The sequence below is a fragment of the Janthinobacterium sp. AD80 genome, from assembly GCF_002878455.1.
Classification (GTDB): Bacteria; Pseudomonadota; Gammaproteobacteria; order Burkholderiales; family Burkholderiaceae_D; genus Janthinobacterium.
Genome location: NZ_NRDQ01000023.1, coordinates 15,835 through 34,323, shown reverse-complemented (window position 1 = coordinate 34,323; position 18,489 = coordinate 15,835). Strand labels below are relative to the sequence as shown.

Annotated in this window: 16 protein-coding genes; 1 reads left to right on the top strand and 15 read right to left on the bottom strand. The window is 61.8% G+C overall.

The features are described from left to right. From JaAD80_RS06215 to JaAD80_RS06155, 13 genes are all read right to left on the bottom strand, one after another. The coding region (locus JaAD80_RS06215) for a hypothetical protein (RefSeq protein ID WP_146012273.1) at positions 1–215 on the bottom strand (215 nt) is incomplete at its 3' end. Continuing rightward, positions 212–709, bottom strand: a complete 498-nt coding sequence (locus JaAD80_RS06210) for a glycoside hydrolase family 19 protein (protein ID WP_146012272.1) — start codon at positions 707–709, stop codon at positions 212–214. The genes JaAD80_RS06210 and JaAD80_RS06215, both read right to left, overlap by 4 nt. Positions 710–723: 14 nt before the next feature. Beyond that, positions 724–1,152, bottom strand: a complete 429-nt coding sequence (locus tag JaAD80_RS06205; RefSeq protein ID WP_102293377.1) for a hypothetical protein — start codon at positions 1,150–1,152, stop codon at positions 724–726. A 64-nt stretch (positions 1,153–1,216) separates the two neighbouring features. Continuing rightward, positions 1,217–3,079 carry a hypothetical protein gene (locus JaAD80_RS30145; protein WP_146012271.1) on the bottom strand — a complete coding sequence of 621 codons (1,863 nt, stop codon included), beginning with the start codon at positions 3,077–3,079 and terminating at the stop codon, positions 1,217–1,219. Between the two features lie 112 nt (positions 3,080–3,191). Then, positions 3,192–4,991 carry a hypothetical protein gene (locus JaAD80_RS06195; RefSeq protein ID WP_102293375.1) on the bottom strand — a complete coding sequence of 600 codons (1,800 nt, stop codon included), beginning with the start codon at positions 4,989–4,991 and terminating at the stop codon, positions 3,192–3,194. After that, positions 4,992–5,846: a hypothetical protein gene (locus JaAD80_RS30140; protein WP_146012270.1), complete on the bottom strand. Its 855-nt coding sequence runs from the start codon at positions 5,844–5,846 to the stop codon at positions 4,992–4,994. A 303-nt stretch (positions 5,847–6,149) separates the two neighbouring features. Next, the gene (locus JaAD80_RS06185) at positions 6,150–7,643 is read right to left on the bottom strand and encodes a hypothetical protein (RefSeq protein WP_258002830.1); all 1,494 of its coding nucleotides are present in this window, start codon (positions 7,641–7,643) and stop codon (positions 6,150–6,152) included. Further along, the gene (locus tag JaAD80_RS06180; RefSeq protein ID WP_146012269.1) at positions 7,640–10,900 is read right to left on the bottom strand and encodes a hypothetical protein; all 3,261 of its coding nucleotides are present in this window, start codon (positions 10,898–10,900) and stop codon (positions 7,640–7,642) included. Before JaAD80_RS06180 ends, JaAD80_RS06185 begins: the two co-directional genes overlap by 4 nt. 34 nt (positions 10,901–10,934) lie before the next feature. After that, entirely contained in the window at positions 10,935–11,138 is a 204-nt protein-coding gene (locus JaAD80_RS06175) for a hypothetical protein (RefSeq protein ID WP_102293372.1), read from the bottom strand. Between the two features lie 140 nt (positions 11,139–11,278). After that, positions 11,279–11,722: a hypothetical protein gene (locus JaAD80_RS06170; protein WP_146012268.1), complete on the bottom strand. Its 444-nt coding sequence runs from the start codon at positions 11,720–11,722 to the stop codon at positions 11,279–11,281. Between the two features lie 75 nt (positions 11,723–11,797). Further along, positions 11,798–13,003, bottom strand: coding sequence for a phage tail tube protein (locus JaAD80_RS06165; RefSeq protein ID WP_146012267.1), 1,206 nt, complete (start codon positions 13,001–13,003; stop codon positions 11,798–11,800). A gap of 386 nt (positions 13,004–13,389) precedes the next feature. Beyond that, a complete protein-coding gene (locus tag JaAD80_RS06160; protein WP_102293369.1) occupies positions 13,390–13,932 on the bottom strand; it encodes a hypothetical protein in 543 nt (180 codons plus the stop codon). Positions 13,933–13,957: 25 nt separating this feature from the next. Further along, positions 13,958–14,374: a hypothetical protein gene (locus JaAD80_RS06155; protein WP_102293368.1), complete on the bottom strand. Its 417-nt coding sequence runs from the start codon at positions 14,372–14,374 to the stop codon at positions 13,958–13,960. Between the two features lie 151 nt (positions 14,375–14,525). Here JaAD80_RS06155 and JaAD80_RS06150 point away from each other — a divergent pair, with 151 nt between their 5' ends. Beyond that, positions 14,526–15,248: a S24 family peptidase gene (locus JaAD80_RS06150; RefSeq protein WP_102293380.1), complete on the top strand. Its 723-nt coding sequence runs from the start codon at positions 14,526–14,528 to the stop codon at positions 15,246–15,248. Positions 15,249–15,293: 45 nt separating this feature from the next. On the opposite strand, the gene JaAD80_RS06145 is transcribed toward JaAD80_RS06150, so the two are convergent. Then, positions 15,294–17,180: a propionate--CoA ligase gene (locus JaAD80_RS06145; protein ID WP_258002829.1), complete on the bottom strand. Its 1,887-nt coding sequence runs from the start codon at positions 17,178–17,180 to the stop codon at positions 15,294–15,296. 55 nt (positions 17,181–17,235) lie between these two features. Further along, positions 17,236–18,489: a hypothetical protein gene (locus tag JaAD80_RS06140; protein WP_102293367.1), complete on the bottom strand. Its 1,254-nt coding sequence runs from the start codon at positions 18,487–18,489 to the stop codon at positions 17,236–17,238.

The window sequence follows — 18,489 nt, the reverse complement described above, 5'->3', positions numbered from 1 at the left end:
GCCGTTGCCTGCGCCTGCAGCACCCGCGCCGTGCGGCGCGCGCCCTCCTCGCGCATGACCGCCAACGCCTGCTTCTGCCGCCGCAATTCGCCTTGCATGTCGACCAGCTGCGCGGCACAGGCGGCGCGGCCGGCGGCGCGGCCCCAGCGCTGGGCGCTAAATACGGCAGCGCCCAGCAGCAATAGCATGGCGAGTACCGTCAAGGGCGGCTTCATGCCAGCACCTTGCGCGCCGCTGCGTACAAGGCAAGGCGCTCGGCCAGGCCATTCACGCCGCCATTGACACGGCGCGTCACGCGCTCCTGGTCGCCCGTGTCGGCCAGCCGGTTCAAGCCGCGCGACTGCCAGAACCAGCCGGCGGAACGGCACGCGGCAGTCGTCTGCTCCAGCAGTTCCGGCCTGGCCAGCAGGTCGAGCTGCAAGGCCACGCCGCACGCCGCGTAATTGGCGCGCCCCGTCACCTGCAGCAAGCCGCGCCCCTTGAAGCGCACGCCATCGCCAGCGACCACATTGCCCAGGTCGCCGCGTCCTTCATAGACAGCGCCGCTGGCCAGTTCGCGCACGTAACGCAGCTGACCCGACTCATGGCCAACTTGCGCCAGAAACGCCGCCTGGCGCAGCGGCGTGGCAATATCAAACTCGGCCATCGCCGCGCTCAGAGGCGCCAGGAACAGGTTAGCGCGACGCCCTGCCAGTGGCATGATCTGCATCAATTGCGCGCCCGTCACAGCACGCCCCGCACATCCTTGACGACGGCGGCCGCATCGACCGCCAACTCGCCGATGTCCTTGCCGCGCCGCTTGTCGAACCAGCGCACGCAGGCGCCCAGCACCCACCAGGCGGGCAAGCCGGCCGCCACCATCAGGGGAGCCGCGATAAACAGGAAGCCGGTGGCCGGATCGCCGCCATACAGGCCCGCCACGGTTTTTGCGCTGTCGAACAGGCTGGGCCACCACGACAGCACGGCCGCCACGAGCAGCGGGCCGAGAAAGGTGGAAATGATGATGCTGGAACAAAAGCGGATGAACGCCTCCTTGGTGGACTGGGGCCACATGAACATGAAGCCCAGCGACGTGGCGGCGGCGCCAGCCAGCACGGGCACGCCAAACAGTTTGATCAGCGCGCCGCCGGCGGCGGTAGTTTCGATGGCCATGATTGCCTCTCTGTTGATGAAATAAAAAACCCGCCGAGGCGGGTTGACAGTGAATACAGCGGCATCAGACGACCTTGACCATCACATAGGCACGTCCGTCGGACTGGATCGAGATCACGCGACCTACCGCCTTGCGGTACTGCCTGTCGGTCAAATCATCCTCAGGTATTGCCATACCCCGGATGCCAACGCCATCCTGCACCGCAACGATATAGTCACCAGGCCGGGCCCCCAGTAGGTTGACGGGAACGCGGCCCGCGATGGCGATGCGATCCATGCGCAGACGAGCTGCTTGAAGTCTGGCATCGAACTCTTCCATCGCAGCGCAGTCTTCCTGCCTTGCGATGTTCCACTCTGCCACAGCCTGCAGATACGCATCCATCCTGGCATGCCATTCTTCATCCGTGTCGCCCGGTTCCCCCACTCCTTCGGCGTACTCGGACGGATTGGTCCCTGGAACGGCCACCTGCCCCATTACGTCTTCGCGACGCACTGGTTCGACAGGTTCCGTGCCGGCTTGGGCATCAGGACGCTGGCCCACATCTATAGCCCAGCTATCCCCGCCCACAAATGAAGGATCGGTAGACTTGATGGCGAACATGATTGCATCAGCCCACTTGTCAGTGACTTCATTGTTACTGGAAATACCTACAATCTGTCCCGGGAGAACATCAGCACAAAGAGCACTTTTACCCATATATTCCGCATAGTCAGTGCCTTGCGCATTGATCGTGCCTGCGGAAGATATACTCCGATTTGTGGTGCTGTTTTTGCCGATGTACATAATGGAGGCAGCACCATTCCAGCCCCCATTCCCATCGGAAGCGCGGATCGCAACGCAAGGTGCCGGAATACCTTCCCTGCCGATATATAAGAGTTCGTCAGCTTGCGCCGAGATACGGTTAATGACATGCCGGGTAGCGGTCACATCTGAACTGCCAGCTTTCAGCAACGGGACGTACACTTGACCATTGCCCGAGACCCGAAGCAAATCAGCAGTAATGCTGCCGGAACCGGTATCGCGCGCACGGACAATAAATTTGTACCCTTCCTTATGGGCACTGCTATTGCCTTCAGAGGACATAAATGACCAGTGGCCGGAGAAACTGCTACCCGACATTCCCGAAACCGCCAGACGCATCATTTCATGCGCTTGCCCGGCAGGTAAAGAATCCGGCATCAGGCTGCCATAAATGTAGGAAGGGGGGCTAGTATTAGAATTAACTGGACCACGAATGGCAATTCCTTCATTAAAGCTGGTGCCCGTATTTCTTCCGCCAATGGAAAGAGAAGTGACGCGTGGCGCTATGTAGATGGAAGTCGCTTCTGGCGCTGAGGAATCCCAGATAACTGTGCCAGGCACTGAACTCGATACTGCTGGCGTGGTGTAGGTAATCGCTTGATTTCCGAACAGATTAAAAGCCGCTTGGGAAAATGTACCTGAAAGAAAAAATAAGTAGACGGAAATCTGTCCGTCATCTTCCCTGTAAAGCAAGAATCTGACCGAAGTTGGGACAATCCGTGTACTGGACCACTCAACCGTCACACCGTCTCTACTCCCGATAACGATAGTCATCGCGGTAAGTTGCGACGAAGCCCACCCTCCGAGAACTGCATCAATCCGCAGCGACGCGTATGTATTTGCGTTACTGCCCGGCAAAGTAGCCAACTTAAAAAACCGCTGCCCATGCTCTGCCCCCTGCAAATAGTTGTAGCCGAATTTAGCGACACTCCCCCCGGACAATGGCAAATTGGATGCGACAACCTTATTGGGGTCAATCCAGGCAGGATCCATGTAACCGTTCGGCCCGCCAATTGGCGACTTTCCGACCGCTGGCGCATACGAAGCGACAACGGCGCCGCGTCCAGCCAACTCATTCAAGCGCCGAATCATATCCTTCTGGCCATAATAAAAAAAATCACCCATTTCAACTCCTCGACTTCATTATTGGTGGCGCTCGCCTGATCGGTCGTCGCCTGAAAACCGGACGTATCGCTGAAAGAAGCCCGCCGAAGCGGGCAATATCAGAGCGCCAGGTTCAAGCAACCTTGACGACGATGCGCGCACGGCCGTCGTCTTCGATAGCGATGACTTTGCCGACCGCACTCATATACTGTTTGAGCGTTATCTCGTGCTCGTTGATGGCGATGCCTGCAAGGCCTTCGCCATCCTGAACTGGCACGATGAACTGGCCCGGGACCGCACCCCGGACGTTGCATGGCACCTGGCCGGCAAAAGCGATGCGGTCGACTGTCTGGCGCAACGCTTCGAGTGCCGCGTCGAAGGCCTGGCCCGGTGCCTGGCGTGCAGCCCACTCTTCGTCCGTCTCGCCTGGCAAGGAGACCTTTCGGTACACGGGTTCCTTGGCAGGGATGGCGGGAGTGACAAGGACAAGGCCGTTATATACGGCATCAACAGCAGCTTGCGCCTCGCTGACAAGTTGTGGTTCGACCGTTTCGAGGATACGCGTCACGGATGCAGGACGGGGGCCAAGCCGCTGCGACCACTTGTCGCCGCCCACCATACAGGGGTCGGTGGATTTCACGGCAAACGAGACGGCTTCGCTCCAGCGGTCGGTAAGCTTGCCGTCAATGCCGATGCCAATCACCTGACCAGGTGCCACCGTGCCGCAGGATGCCGCCTTGAGCATATACTCGGCATAGTCCGCGCCACTAGCATTGATCGTGCCAGAAGCGTTGATGCTGCGGCCAGTTACCTGGCTGCCCACGTACAACACGGCGGTGCTACCCGACCACGATGCATTGCCGGCGCCAGCCAGCACCGCCAGCGTGGAAGTGGCCGGTTCTCCCTTGCGGCCGACGTACAGAATCTCTCCTGCCGGCGCCGTGTCTTTGTAGATCGTGTGAATGTCGCGTAGGGCTGCACTCGGGGAGGCCGGTCCGCAGCGCATGTTGCCCGGCCATGCGAGTTGTCCCGTACCGCTGATACCCAGTAACGGTTCCGAAAGATTTCCGCTGTTTTCGTCATAGGCCCGCAGATTCATCTTGTAGCCTTGGTAATAAAGACTGCCGCTTCCTGCGGACGTCGACCAGAGAAAACGACCAGGGAACGCAGCGCCGGGTATGCCTCCGACGCCCAACGCCGCCACTTCGTAATAGGCGTTGGCCAACAATGGCTTGCCGTCATTCGGTATCAATAGGCTGCTTTGCTGTCCACCGCGCGTACCCACATGTATGCTCTTAGGACCATTCAATGTGGAATTGGCCTGCAACTCGACAGCTCCAGGCCGAACTATCATGCCTGCTGAACCGCCGACACTCAACGCGTAGACAGCGATAGCATCCCACGAGTCCTTGGGCGGCTCTGTCCCAAGGAACTCCAGTTTTTGCTGAACCCACATATTTGAATCGATATAGCAGGACAACGTTGAAAACTGCACCGCGCCTACGTAAATTACGCCATCGCTGCCTATCCTTACCCCTTGGATATCGGAATGCTTGCCATCACCAGTGGCATACCAGGAGCCACGAATCTTGCCGTCGTTATCACAGCGCAGCAAAATCACCGTTTCAATACCATTGGACAAACCCTCGTAGGCCGAATAAGAAGTCGCGCCCGAAATCCGGATAGTGGCCTCGCCCCCCAGCGCGGCCACATTAAATTTGGCAATACGCCACCAGCCATTACTCAGACCAACATTTTGCTGCTGGCCAGCCCCCCTTACCGCCATAGTGACAAAACTGGGCGTCGTGATAGGCCCTGTCATCGAGCCACCAGTCAAGGGCAAGGCGTTATACGGTCCCGCCGCAAACGCATCATCCATCTGGTTGAGTTTTTCGACCACGTCGAGTTGGCCTGGATAAAATTTCTTGGACATTCAGATTCCTTCGATTTCAAGTGGAAAGGTATAGGTACCAAAATACGGTGTCGTCACGGCAGCCAGGTTGCTGGCCTTGCCGTACAACGTGTATTCCTGTTCGAGCAGGGGATCGGCGTTTTCCGGAAACAGGCTGACTAATATGGGCGTGTGCTTGCCGTTGTCGCGCAAGATGCGTGCCAGTCGCATGCGGTCATCTTCCTGCAGGTGGCTAAGCTGAAGGGTCAGCTTGTTACTGGTAGTGCCTTTCTGCGTCAGCAAGTCGCCCGCCTCGTTGCGGAAATGCGCGCTGCTATCTTGTTTCTGCAGGCCGGCGCCAAAATCGGCGTTGCATTGCGGCGACCAGTAATCGCCCACCACCAAGCGGCCAGCCTCGATGTAGCCTTGCGGATTATGCGTATCGTCCAGATCAATGATCATGTGGCGTCCGCGTACCGCCTCGAACCAGCCCATTGCCGCGGCGCCGCCGCCAGCGGCCCAGCTACTTACGCCGCCCCAGCGATACGCGTTGAAGGCGAGCGGCAAAATACCAAAGTTACGGGCTGCGAACGGCGCTGGAGCACATGCACGCATCCAGCCAGTGTCCAGCACAGGCGCCCCATCGCCCGACATGGCATACAGGCGAACACGCATGGTTGCACCTGAAGTCAGATTGGTAAATGGAAAAGCGACGCAGCCGATGCGTTCGGATGCTGGCCAGGCCATGACGACGCTTGCCCGTGTCCCCTCGGAGCGGTAGATATCAGTCTTGATATCGCTTTGCAGATTGGCGGCCACCAGGTCACCGGCCACTGTCGAGGTGGTCAGCGTCGCCCGGTCGGCTGCGTTATCTGCGACTAGTCTAAGATTAACCATGTAGGTCCTTTTTCTAAAGAAGGCTTGCAGCCTCGATCATCACGCCCGCACATGCCCCATCGCCGTCAGCGTCGGATACATCAGGATCGGTGACCGTGTATTGCAATCGAGTACCGGTAATAACTTCGAGAGTGGTTTGTGCCAGCTGGGTACCCAACGCCAACGTACTCTTGGCGAGTCCGCTGCCAGCTGATCAAGGCACCAGGCTGTCCGCAGGCAGCACCAGTTACGCACCCGCCTCCGGCGCCGTCAGCCTTGGCGACGTTGCCTGCAGCAGCACGTCGCGGTCATTCATGATGGTACTCATACGACAAACCCCACTTTCACATGTCCTGTCAGCCAATCCGGGGCCAGCGATACGACCTGCCCGGCCACGCCGTTTTCCATGCCGAAGCGCGGATGCGTCACCGTCACGGCCTGGCCCAGTTCCAGCGCCAGCATTTCCGCCGTACCGTCGAATTCATACGCCGTGCGCGGCAGCCGGCTGATCGCCAGGCGGCGCTGGGCCTCGGCTTCGGCATCGACGCGGCGCAGCAGCATGGTGTCCTGCTGCACCGGTTCCGCATCGAGCCGGTAATCGGCCTGCACGCCAGCGTCCGCACGGGTGGCGGTCAGCCATTCCGTTTCAAACAGATCCTTGTGCTGAACCGGAATACCCGTCTGCAAGCCACTTTGCACCGTCCAATTCTTGCTGAAGCCCAGCTTGACGGATGCCGTCGGCGCATTGCGGCTGACAGGCGCCAGGCTGCCGGCCACCATGTGCTGCGGCCCTACTGCCGCTGGCGTTCCGGCCGGAGGCAGGCTGATTTGCAGCAGCCGCAGTTGTCCCAGGCGGGACATCACCAGCTGCGCGCCCAGGCTGGACGCCAGCATCTGGCAGGCATTGAGCACGTTCGTGCGCCCGGCCAGGAACAGGCCAACCGCTTGCGGATGCGCAGCATCAAAGGCTGCCAGATTGGCCGTATCCAGATCACCATCGGCAAAGCGGTCACCCGCCTTGCCGTAGCCTGTGGCCAGGCGCCGCACCAGCGCCGCCACGGTAGTGGCGTAACCGGTGGCACGGTCGCCCTGCACCGACACGGTCAAGGTGCCGGCGGGCGGCGCAGCGAGGACGAAGGTGCCCCTGGCCTTGTCGGCCGTTGCCCGCACCGGCAAGCCGTTGTCGCGCACTTCGATGATTCCTTCGATGGCGCCGTCGTGCACCTGGTACTGCAGCAGGGCCGGATCGGCCAGCAGCGGCGTGATGTTGTGCACCTCGCCAAAGACCAGCGGCAGCACGGCGTCCTTGTTGGGCGTCGCGCCACCGAGCTTGGCCTCGCTGACGGGCGTGTTCAGGCGCTGCAGCTTGTCGCGCAGTTTCAGGGCCAGCTTGTCGCGCCCTTTCGGCGCGACGTCGGCGACCACGCCGTTGAAGATCATGCGGAAGTCACCACGACGCCAGCGCGGATCACCGATCCAGGCGCGGATCGGACGGTTCATCCACACATCATCGAGCCAGGCGTCACGGATGCCGGACGGATTGTGGATCTCGATATCGCCCGCCGACAGGCTCGCTTCGCCGCCCAGCGACAGCTGCTCGGTAAACTGCATGCCCGTCGAAACAATGGACTGGTAGGCTAGGTTGGGTGGCGTGTCATCGGGCGCCGTGACATAGGCGCCGGTGCTCAGGAAACGCATGCGTTCCTGGCCACCGCTACGCACCGCCACCTCGATCAGCACCAGGCGCCGTGCCGCGGGATTGCGCAGCCACGCGGCGAACTGCGTGTCGCTCATGGCCGCATTGAAGGTCTCGTTCATACTATGCTCGCTTTCGATTGACTGGCCCAGACTGAAGCCCTGGCCGCTTCCGAGGCGCCGGCCGACACCTTGTCGGCGGCACGTTCATTGGCGTCGTAATTGCTGCTGATGATGGCGCCGGTCTGCTGATCCTGGTCGGCGCGCAGCTGGCGCACTTCTTCGCGCAAGCCCTTGATCTCGGCCACCAGCGCTTCATTGGCGCCATCGCTGGCGCTGAAATAGCGCTGCATGGCCTGCGCCGCCGGCACATCGACCAGCATGTCGTCAGCCGCAGCCGCAGCGGCAACCGGCATGCCGAAAGAGGATCCGAACAGCATCCCGTCGGTGATGTCCGTCTTGCCGCCGGCACGCAGGGCGGCCCCCAGCGCATCGACGGCTTCCTGGATACCCACCGCCGTCTTGTTCAGGTTGATCAACTGCCCCACCTGCGTATCGAGGGCAGTCAGCTGTTTCTGCGCATCGCTCAGCTGCGTACCGGCAATCGCCGCCAGCGCCGCCAGATCCGCCTGCACCCGCGCCGCATCGGCCGCATAGGCGTCGCTCGACGATTTGACCACCTGGTTCGCCGTCAGGTAAGCAGCAGCCGCCGCCGTCAGCCCAGACTGCGCCGCCGCATCACCTGTCTTCGCCTTGGCCAATGTCTCTTCATACTGGCGCTGCGCCTCGGCCATTTTCTGCATCGGCGTCAGGGTCGACAGGCTGCCCAGCAGCAGCGAATCCTTGAAGGTGCGGATGCCGTCGCCGAACGTTTTCAGGCGGTCAATGGTGGATTTGAGGGCTGCCGATTCCGTCTCGTAGGCGCTGGCGATGTCCTGCCGCGCCTGCAGTTGGTCATACAGCGCCAGGTTCGATGCATCGACCGACGCCCGTTCGCGGGCACGCAGCTGGGCCGAGGTCATCGTCATCTGGTCAAGCTTGTCCTGGATACCCTTGCGCTCGTCGGCGATGCCCTGCTCCGATTTGCTCAGGTCTTCCGTTGCCGCATGCGTTTTTGCAAACGCATCGGCCAAGGCCATCAGGCCCGCATACTGCTCGGCGCCCGTCTTGGTGGCCAATGCGCCGGAATTGGCCAGCTGCAGCACGGTGTCCTTGAACTGCGCACGCGTGGTCACGCTGGCATAACCCAGCGCCGCCATCTGCTCCGTCACATGCTTTTGCACGGGCGCCAGGCGCTCGGCTTCGGTCAGATAGTTCTCGGCAAAGGCATTGGTCTTGTCGGCCAGGCCATCAATGCCTCCCGTCAGTTCGAGCAAGCGTTCGCGCGCCTTGATACTGGACATACCGGTAGCACCAAACGTCGCGCCGATGGAGGCGAGGACGGAATCGAGATTGGCGTAATTGGTGGCAATGCGGGTCAGCGTCTGAAGATAGCCTTCGCCCGCTTTCTGAAAACTGCTGATTTCAGGTGCTACCACGGTAGCCATCTGATCACCTAGCTTGCTGAAAACCGCCTCAAGTTCATCTTTGATTTCGCTGCTGCTCAGCCCCTTGAAGCTGATCAGGCCGATATCGAGCGCCATCGCATTCAATTTCGCCACCGCGCCGCTGCCACTCAAGCCCAGCAAATCGATGGCTTCCATGGCGCCGGCTCGCAAGGAACCTATCGTCAGGCTGAATTGCTTGAGCAACGTGCCATCGAGAACAACGTCATTGCGCTTGGTACGCGAACTGCTGCCAATACCAAAGAAGCCACTACTCTTCTTCTCGACATCGGCATACCCTTTCGCCTGGAACTGGCCATCCGATGCAGAACCGACAGTCTGGCCAGCAATGACATTGATCCCGCTATCCTTGATCGTCGTACTTTTAGCGCCGATGCCTAGCACGCCGGAGGACGAGCCAACGCTGTACGCCTTTTCGTCAATGGCAGTGGCACGCAAGCCACTGGTCCGCGCTACCATGTCCGCCATGCCGCCGATATTGTCGCGGATCGACAGCAGCGCACGCAACATGCCCGCCGTATGCGACAATTCGATTGCCGAATTTTGATTCGCCAGTTCAATCGACTTGGCAATGGAGTCGGATTTGGCGCTGCTGTCACCCAGCACGGTGCCAGTTCCCGCAGCTGCCTGGCGGTCTTTGGCCGTCGTATCCACCCCTCCACCACCTCCGATACCACCTATGACCTTGGCGCCAATCGCCAGCACGGCTGCGAGCGTCGCCGCTCCAGCAGCGATATTCAAGGGAAAAGGCAAGGAGGCGATCGCCTTGACTACGGCGGTAACGCCCCATGCACTTGCCTCTTCCGCAGCCAACCCCACCGACAGCGTGGATGCTCCCGCCTCACCGGCGGCCTTTGCCGTATTCAACGACAGGTTGGCCGCGACTTCACCTTCCTTGAAAAAGATCTTTTTGGCCATGGCTTCGACGGCCATCGCCACTTCGACCGCGCGGAAGGTCTTTTCGGCCATTTCCATGACCTTGTAACCTGTAGAATTTTCTTTGAAATACCCCTTAGCGGCGGAACTCATCTCCTTCAGACCTGTAACTTTCGCCCGGGCCTGGGCGGTTTCGGCCTTTTCGGTAGCAGTGGCAATCTTTGCCGCCTTCTCGCTATCGGTACCAGTAGAAGCATTGGCTGTCTTTACCGACGTGGCCAGCTCGAACTGGATTTCATCCTGGGCCTTTCGATAAGTCACCAGCGCAGACGTCATGTCGCCTATCGCCTTGCCCACATTACCAAACGCTTTTTCCAGCTTGCTGCCAAATAATGTCGCTGTCGCAGCGGCTTCCTTCCATTCAGCATCGCTGAACCGGCGCGCCGGATCGGCCTTGGCTTTGGGCGCGTCCTTTTTGACATCCGGCGCGGCATCGGACTGCAATCGCAATGGACGTGCGACATCATCGATATAGGTCTGGTAGCTGACTGCTTGCTGTGCCGCACCCGTTTTTTTCGCACCCGTTGCGGTCGCAGCCGCGGGCAGATACCCACTCCCCATGCTATCGAGACGCTTTTGAGCCGCTATCGCTGCATCGCGCTGATTCTCATACCATGTGCCAAGCGCCTTGGCCGCAAGCGCCTGCTCGCGCGTCATTGCCAACTGTGCGCGCAACGCCACGGTACCCAGGCTGATTTCGCTATTGACCGAGCGGGTACGCTCCTCCAGGCTCAAATTGGCGGCGGCCAGGTCGCTCACCGCCTGCGTCCCCGCCTTTACTTCCGCCGTGTTCACGGCAATCTTTAACTCAGTTATCTCTGGCATGGTTGGCCCATAAAAAAGGCCGCGCATGGCGGCCTGGTTGGAAAAAGCCAGCATGTTCGCTGGCGACATGGTGCGCAGTAGCGCACTGCTACGCCTTCGCATGCTGGTGCGACAAAAACAGCGCGTCGAGCTGGTCCAGCAGCTGGTGCTCGAACGGTTCGATGGCGATGCCGTGGCGCGCCTGCCAGGCGAGGATTTCCGTGCTGGCGATGGGATTGACGGCCATGCCGTTCTGCCGCTTGCGGTTCAGTTGCGCAAACCATTCCCACACGTGGGCCAGTTCGAACGGCATGGGCGGCGTCGCCTCTTCGGGCGGCGCGCGGTACAGCGGATGGCGCCGGGCGGCGTCGAGATGCTCGCCCTTGGCGTGGCCATCGGCCGCGCGCGCGCCGCGCTCGAACTGGTGGCCCGCGTAGCGCAGCAGGCTGGCCGTCAGAGTTTCAAAAAATTCGACTCGTTTTCCAGCGCCGTGGTGACTTTTTCCTGCCAGGTCGGGTACTTCTCGAAAGCCGCTTCCAGCAGGGCAGCGTCGAGCGGCACGGGCGCGCCATTGCTGGTGAAGCCATACCAGCCCGTGACCACGGCCAGTGCCAGGCGTTTCTGGTTACCGTCGATGGCCTGCACCAGCAGTTCCGCGCCTTCGTCCGTCGAGGCGTCGATGGCGGTCTTGCGGCGCGCCGACTTCTTGTAGCCTTCGGCGCGCACGGCGTTGTTAGCCAGGCGATACTGCTCGCTGTTCTTGCCGACGATGGTCAGGCCGGCCACCGCTTCGCCATCGGCGTCGAAGATGACGGGCACGTCGAAGGTGACGGGAGCGGCCACCGCGTTGAGGTTGCCGATGTCGAAACCTGCCTGGATTTTTTGTGCGTTGTTCATGTGTGCTGCTTTCTTGATGAGGATAAGAATAAAAAAGGCCGCCATCACGGCGGCCCTGGTACAGGTGCCTGCTGCTTACAGCGCGCTGTCCTGGATGCTCAAGGTGGTCGCTTCATGCTGCGCGTCATTGCCCTTGTAGCGCAGGACGTCGAAGGCGCAGGTGACGATCTTGTTTTTCTCGCCGTCGTCGATCTTGGCCGAGGTGATCTTGATGCGGCCCATGGCCAGCGCCAGCACTTCGGCGTTCGGTGCCGTGCCCGACGCCATGGCGTAGGCCAGCGGGATTTCCGTCTCGGACTTGAAGTAATCGAGGTAGGTGGCGTCCTGCAGCAGCACCGTGAACTGGCCCGAGCCCATGACCTTGCCGCGCGAGGCGGCCGTCGCGTACTTCGAGCCGATCACCGGGTCGACCTTGACCTGGCCATCCAGCGAGACGGACATGCCGGTGCAGATCTGCGAAGGAATGCCGTTTACCGACAGCATGGCCGTGGCGCCCGAGAATTTGCCGTTGCCTGGCGCGGCCACTGGTGTGGCGAAATGCGGCACGGCCGTGGTCGGGCCTTCCGCCTTGCCCATCAGGGTGAAGTCCAGGCTGGTGATGCCGTTCGGCTGCACGGCGATATCCATCTTGCTGACCAGCTGGTCGACGAAGCTGCGGTGCACGCCGATGTTCGGGTCCTGCACTTCGGCCGTGAACCAGTCGGTGGTGTGGCCCGTCAACGGGGTGAAACTGCGCTTGCCCACGGCCGCGACGCCGACCGAGTCGCCGGCCGCCTTGACGATCATGGCCGAGCCGTCCATGAACTGACCATTCAGGTTGGTGGCGGTGACGGACGTGACAAAAAAGTTCTTGCCGTTGTTGGCCGCGGCCGGTGCCGTCATGCCGGTGATGCGCACCACGCTGCCGGCACGGAAGCCTTCGGCCAGCCAGGAGCCGGCGCTGCGGGTCAGGCCCGTGGCGGCAGCGGCAATGGTGGTTTGCGCGGCAGCCACGCCGCCGGCCGTGAAGTCGCGGCGCAGCAGCGCGGCCATCAGCGGCGCATACGTGCCGCATGCCGCTTCGGCCTTGATGGCGCCCGTGGTGCGGAAGTTGCCCAGGCGGGTATCGCCCTGCTGCTGGCTGGCGTCGATTTCGGCGCTGGCGTATTTGTCCGCTTCCGTGTCGAAGGTGGCGGTGACACGGGGATAAATCTGGCCGCCGCCGGCGGCAGCCTTGCTGCCTTCGGCGCTTTGTTTGCTGATAACGATCAAGCTGTCGATACCGTTTGCTGTCGATGCCATAAGTAATACCTTTCGTGGGATGAAAAAAAGACCGCATCTGCGGTCTCGGGAGGGAACAACTGGAATTCAGGGGAAGAAACGCAACAGCCCGCACGCGGCGAAGCGGCGGGCTGGCGTCGCCGCATCCGGGTGGCGCAGGGCCGCGCCGGATGGGGCTTGGGCGAAGTACGCCATGATGGCGGTTCGCTGCGCTGATTTCCCCTATCGGTGGCACGCCGGCGGCGCGCCTATTACGAGTGGGGAAGCATGTAGTCTTGCTATACCGCGGTGTTGCTGGTGCGGTCACTGTTGCTGCTGTTTGCTGCTGTTTGCTGCTGTTTGCTGCTTGGGCGAGACTCCATTGTAGGAGGATTTTTTTCATCGCCAGGCATATTGCAGAATTTTTTTCAATGCCCCAGCCGGCGCATGGCACGGGCACCGTGCGACTGGAAGATGGCTTCCAGCTCGCTGACCATATCCTTGATGCGCTCGAGCTCAAAACCGCCGGAGCAGGTAATCGGCGCCTCGCCGCTGCCCTGGCAGCCCTTGCACACGAGCGGCGCGCCCGCCGTAGCGGAAGCGACCACGCCGGTACCGTGGCAAGCCTTGCATTTGCTGTCGAGCCAATGCGCGAGCGACGCTTCAGCCACGCGGCGGTACAAGGTGTTGGCCGCCTGCGCATCCCAGGCGGTGTTCGCCTTGACCCAGCACCGCGCGCGGCCCTTGTGCGTGACGGCCTGCGTCCACGCGCGCAGCAGCTGCGCCAGGTTGCCGGCATTGCCTTCGAACAGGCGGCTGATGGTGCCGTCCGCATACTTGACGCGGCACAGCAAGGCGCCCATGTCGCCGGCCAGCGCGGCGGCGGCGATGACATCCAGGTCGTGGTGGACGGCATCGTCGCGCAAATTCCGCGATGACAGCGATGCGATGAATTTTTCTGCAAACCCCATGATTTCTCCTCGTTCCTCGTTGATACTAATCGTTGTTACCAGCCGGGCCAAACAGCGCCGCCACCAGCGGATCGCGGCTCACCGAGCCGCGGGGCCAGCTGGCCGTGCGGCGCACTTGCGGCGGCAGCTCGGCCCAGCCATCGGCATCCTCGTCCTGTTCGCCCGGCGCGTACAGGGCGGGCCGCTGGCGCCCCGGCTCCGTGCAATGGCGCTGCGCCAGGTGGATCTGCCCGATGCCGCACATGTGGCGCAAATAGCGGCTCATGGTGCCGGCATCGAGTCCCAGCAAGGCGGACAATTGCGCCGCGCTGGCCTGCCCGTGCTCGCCGATGTACTGCGCGATGCGGGCGATATGCAGCTGCGACTTCCTGCTGCGTCCCTGTATCTGGCGTCCCTGCCGTGGCGCCCCCCTGCTTTCAACCAACTGACTGCTGTTCAACATCTGCCTGACCTCCCGTGGTGCCGCCAGCCCGCAGACGCTGTTGTGCGAATTTGCGACAGGCAACAACTGGACTTTAGCAATCGCTAATGTTAAAGTCAAGCATTTGGTAATTTATCAAACGGTAAATTTCAGGTTTAATGTGGAGATGAATATGTATCAATACAGACGCGACCGCCTGCTGGCCCTGATACGCGATCACTACGACAACACGCGCAAGAAAATTTCCGACGCCAGCGGTTGGAGCGAGGCCCGCATCTCGCAAATCCTCTCGCCCACGTACCGCGAGGGCCGCGCCTTCAGCGAGAAGATCGCGCGCAAGCTGGAAGCGGACCTGCGCCTGGACGGCATGTACTTCGACCAGGGCGCGGCGCCCGACCAGGCGGCCATGTCCGCGCGCGCCCTGGGCGCCCTGGGCGAGGTGCAGCCGGTGGTCGTGGCCGATGGCGAAGATGAACGCTTCTACCCGATCCGCAAGGTAAAACTGCGGCTGTCGGCCGGCATCACGGGCTTTGCCATCGAGCCGGAAACGCACGACGGCAGCACCATCAGCGTGCCGCGCAGCTGGGTCGAACGCAATGGTTTTCATCCGGAGCGGCTGGTCGCCATCAAGGTCAAGGGCGAGAGCATGGAGCCGGCCCTGTACGAGGACGACGTGGTGATCATCAATACGGCCGACAACCGGCCCGCCGATGGCGTGGTGTTCGCCGTGAACTACGAAGGCGAGCCGGTGGTCAAGCGCATGGCGCGCGATATCGGCGAATGGTGGCTGACGTCGGACAATCCCGACCAGCGCAAGTACCACCGCAAACTGTGCCGCGGCAACGAGTGCCTGATCGTTGGCCGGGTGGTGCGCAAGGAAAGCGACCGCATCTGATACCGGAGTTTATCGTTTGATAAACTCCGGTAATGTACCGTCTGTTTAAGCCAGCGCCGTCTGGATCTGTTGCAGCGCGGCCGGATCATCCATTGACGTCAGGTCGCCCGGGCTGCGCCCTTCGCAGATGGCCTGGATGGAACGGCGCAGCAGCTTGCCCGAGCGCGTCTTTGGCAGCTGGGTCACGAACAGCACGCGCGCAGGCCGCGCCACGGCACCCAGCTGGCGGTCGACGACGGCCATCACGTCGCGCTCCAGCCGCGCCTTCGCCTCCACGCTGTCGAAGCCCTGCGGGTTCTTCAGGATCACGAAGGCCATCGCCACCTGGCCCTTGAGTTTATCCTCCACGCCGACCACCGCCACTTCCGACACGTTCGGGTGGCTGGTGATGCTTTCCTCGATTTCGCGCGTGCCCAGGCGGTGGCCGGCCACGTTGATCACGTCGTCCGTGCGCCCGAGAATGAAGTAATAGCCATCGGCGTCGCGCACGCCCCAGTCGAAGGTGGAATACACTTGCCGGCCGCTGAAGGTGGACCAGTAGGTATCGACAAAGCGCGCATCGTCGCCATACACCGTCTGCATGCAGCCGGGCGGCAGCGGGCCTTCCAGCACCAGCACGCCCTTCTCGTTGGCGCCGCACTCCTCGCCCGTCGCCTCGTTGAGCAACTTGACCTGATAGCCGTACATGGCCAGGCCGGGGCTGCCCAGGCGCGTCGGCGTATCCGCTACACCTTTCGCGACCGACAGGATCGGCCAGCCCGTCTCCGTCTGCCAGTAGTTGTCGATGATGTCGACCTTGAGTTCGTCGGCGATCCATTGCGAAGTGGTTTCATCGAGCGGCTCGCCCGCCAGGTACAACGCCTTCAGGGAAGACAGGTCGTGCTTGCGCATCAGTTCCACCGGATGCTTGCGCAGCACGCGGATGGCCGTCGGTGCCGAGAACATGCGCGTGACCTGGTATTTCTCGACGATGCTCCACCAGATGCCCGCATCGGGGCAAATGGGCAAGCCCTCATACAGGATGGTGGCCATGCCGGCGATCAGCGGGCCGTAGACGATATAGGAATGCCCCACCACCCAGCCGATGTCCGAGGTGGCAAAGAAAGTTTCGCCGGGCTTGCCGCAGAAGGTGTACTGCATCGACGACGCCAGCGCCACCGCGTAGCCGCCCACGTCGCGCTGCACGCCCTTCGGTTTGCCCGTCGTGCCGGAGGTGTACAGCACGTACGACGGCTCGTTCGCTTCCAGCCAGGTGGCGGGCACACGCGCATCCAGCTGCTGTTCGCGCAAGGCCGCATAATCGACATCGCGGCCCGGCGTCAGCTCCATCGGCACCAGATGGCGGTCGACCAGCAGCACATGTTCGGGCTTGTGGCCGGCCAGGCGGATGGCTTCATCAAGCAGCGGCTTGTAAGGGATCGCCTTGCCATTGCGCGAGCCGGCATCGGCGGAAAACACCAGCTTGGGCTGCGCGTCGTCGATGCGGCTGGCCAGGCTGTTGGCGGCAAAGCCGCCGAAGACGACGGAATGCACGGCGCCGATGCGCGCGCAGGCCAGCATGGCAAACGCCGCCTCGGCGATCATCGGCATGTAAATTAACACGCGGTCGCCCCTGGTCACGCCCAGCGACAGCAGGATGGCGGCGCAGCGCTCCACTTCGCGCTGCAGTTCACGGAAGCTGTACGTCCGCTCCGTATTCGTCTCGGTGGAAATGGCGATCAGCGCGGCGGCATCGCCCTGGCTATCGACCCAGCGGTCGACGGCGTTGTGGCACAAATTGGTGGTGCCGCCCACGAACCATTTGGCAAATGGCGGGCGCGAATAATCGAGCACTTGCGAAAACGGGGTGTTCCAGTCGATCTTTTCCGCTTCCTCGCGCCAGAAAGCGTCAGGCGTGTCGATCGAGCGTTGATAAAATGCTGCGAAATTCATGTCTCCTCCGGTAAGCTTGCAATCTGTCGTTGTTATTTGTTCGTATATCTTGCGCTTATTTATATATTGCGCTTGTTTGTGTGTGTATGCGTCCTCCAAAATGACTATCTTGCGTAGCGGGCAACTGATTTGAAAACAATCGTGGCTGCGCCGCCGCGCAGCTGCCGCGTTCCTGCGCGATCCGCGCGCGGTTTGCCGCCAGGCTGGCGCCTTCGAGCGGCATGCCGAACTGCCCGTCGCCAGCAGCGATCTCCTGCGGCGCCATCAGGCGCTGCAGCACGATGTCCCCCAGCGCCTTCTTGAAATGCCCCGCTTCCCAGTACCAGCGGGTGGCCGCGTCCCGCTCATTGGCAGCCGGAATGTGCTCGCAGTTGTATGCGCCATAGCCGCTGAAATCCGTCAGGGAAATGCGCGCGTGCGGGAACCGCACCCTGACGTCGCCGATTGCCAGCACCAGCTGTGCCTTCCACTCGTCGAACAATGGCCACAGCCCTGCCGCTTCAAACATGGCCAGCATTTGCGCGTGATACGGATAGATCACCAGCTTGATGTCGGCCTGCGTGGCCGCCATCGCCAGCAAAAAGGCACGCAGGGCGAGAAAGTCGTCGGTGGCAAGGCCGCGCGTCGATTTGCGGCCCAGGTTGGCGGCGCTTTCCCGCGCCCGCTGCGCAAACATCTTGTGGTAGCCGTCCCGGCGCACATGCGCGCCATATTCCTGCAAGGGATTGAAGCCGTCAGCAGACATGCTGGCCGCCTCGCCGTCACGCTGGATGCGCAGCGTATGCACGGCATCCTTGACGGAGGCCAGCGAAAAAATCGCGTCGAAGCGCCAGTCGGCGCGGCCCTGGGCGGGCGACACGCCGGCTGGCGCCGGGCGTGCGGCCGGCGCAACGGCGGGGTTGAGAAAATCAATGAATTCCAGCCCCACGATGACCGTGCTCGGATAGATGCCAGCCTGGCGCAGTTGCGCGAACTGGCTGGCGGCCGTCGCCAGCCCCGTGCCGGGTATCGCCAGGTTGTAGCCGGCCCCCAGCGCTGCGAGGGCGCTGGCGCGTGGATCGAAGCCGATTTCCGCGCGCGAATTGCCTAGAATGATGAATTGCGGCCGCCGGCGCAGCGCGTGCTCCTGCTTGATCTGGTTCTGGTAACGGCTCAAGCCCGGCTTGACGGCATTGAAACCGGTACGCCGGACGACGCCATACAGGCCGTAAGGGTCGACAATGACCACGAAAGCGCCCGCCAGCATGGCGCCGCCCGCCAGCAGCAGCGCCAGCATGGCCAGGTAGGATTTGAAGGAGGATGCCGTCAC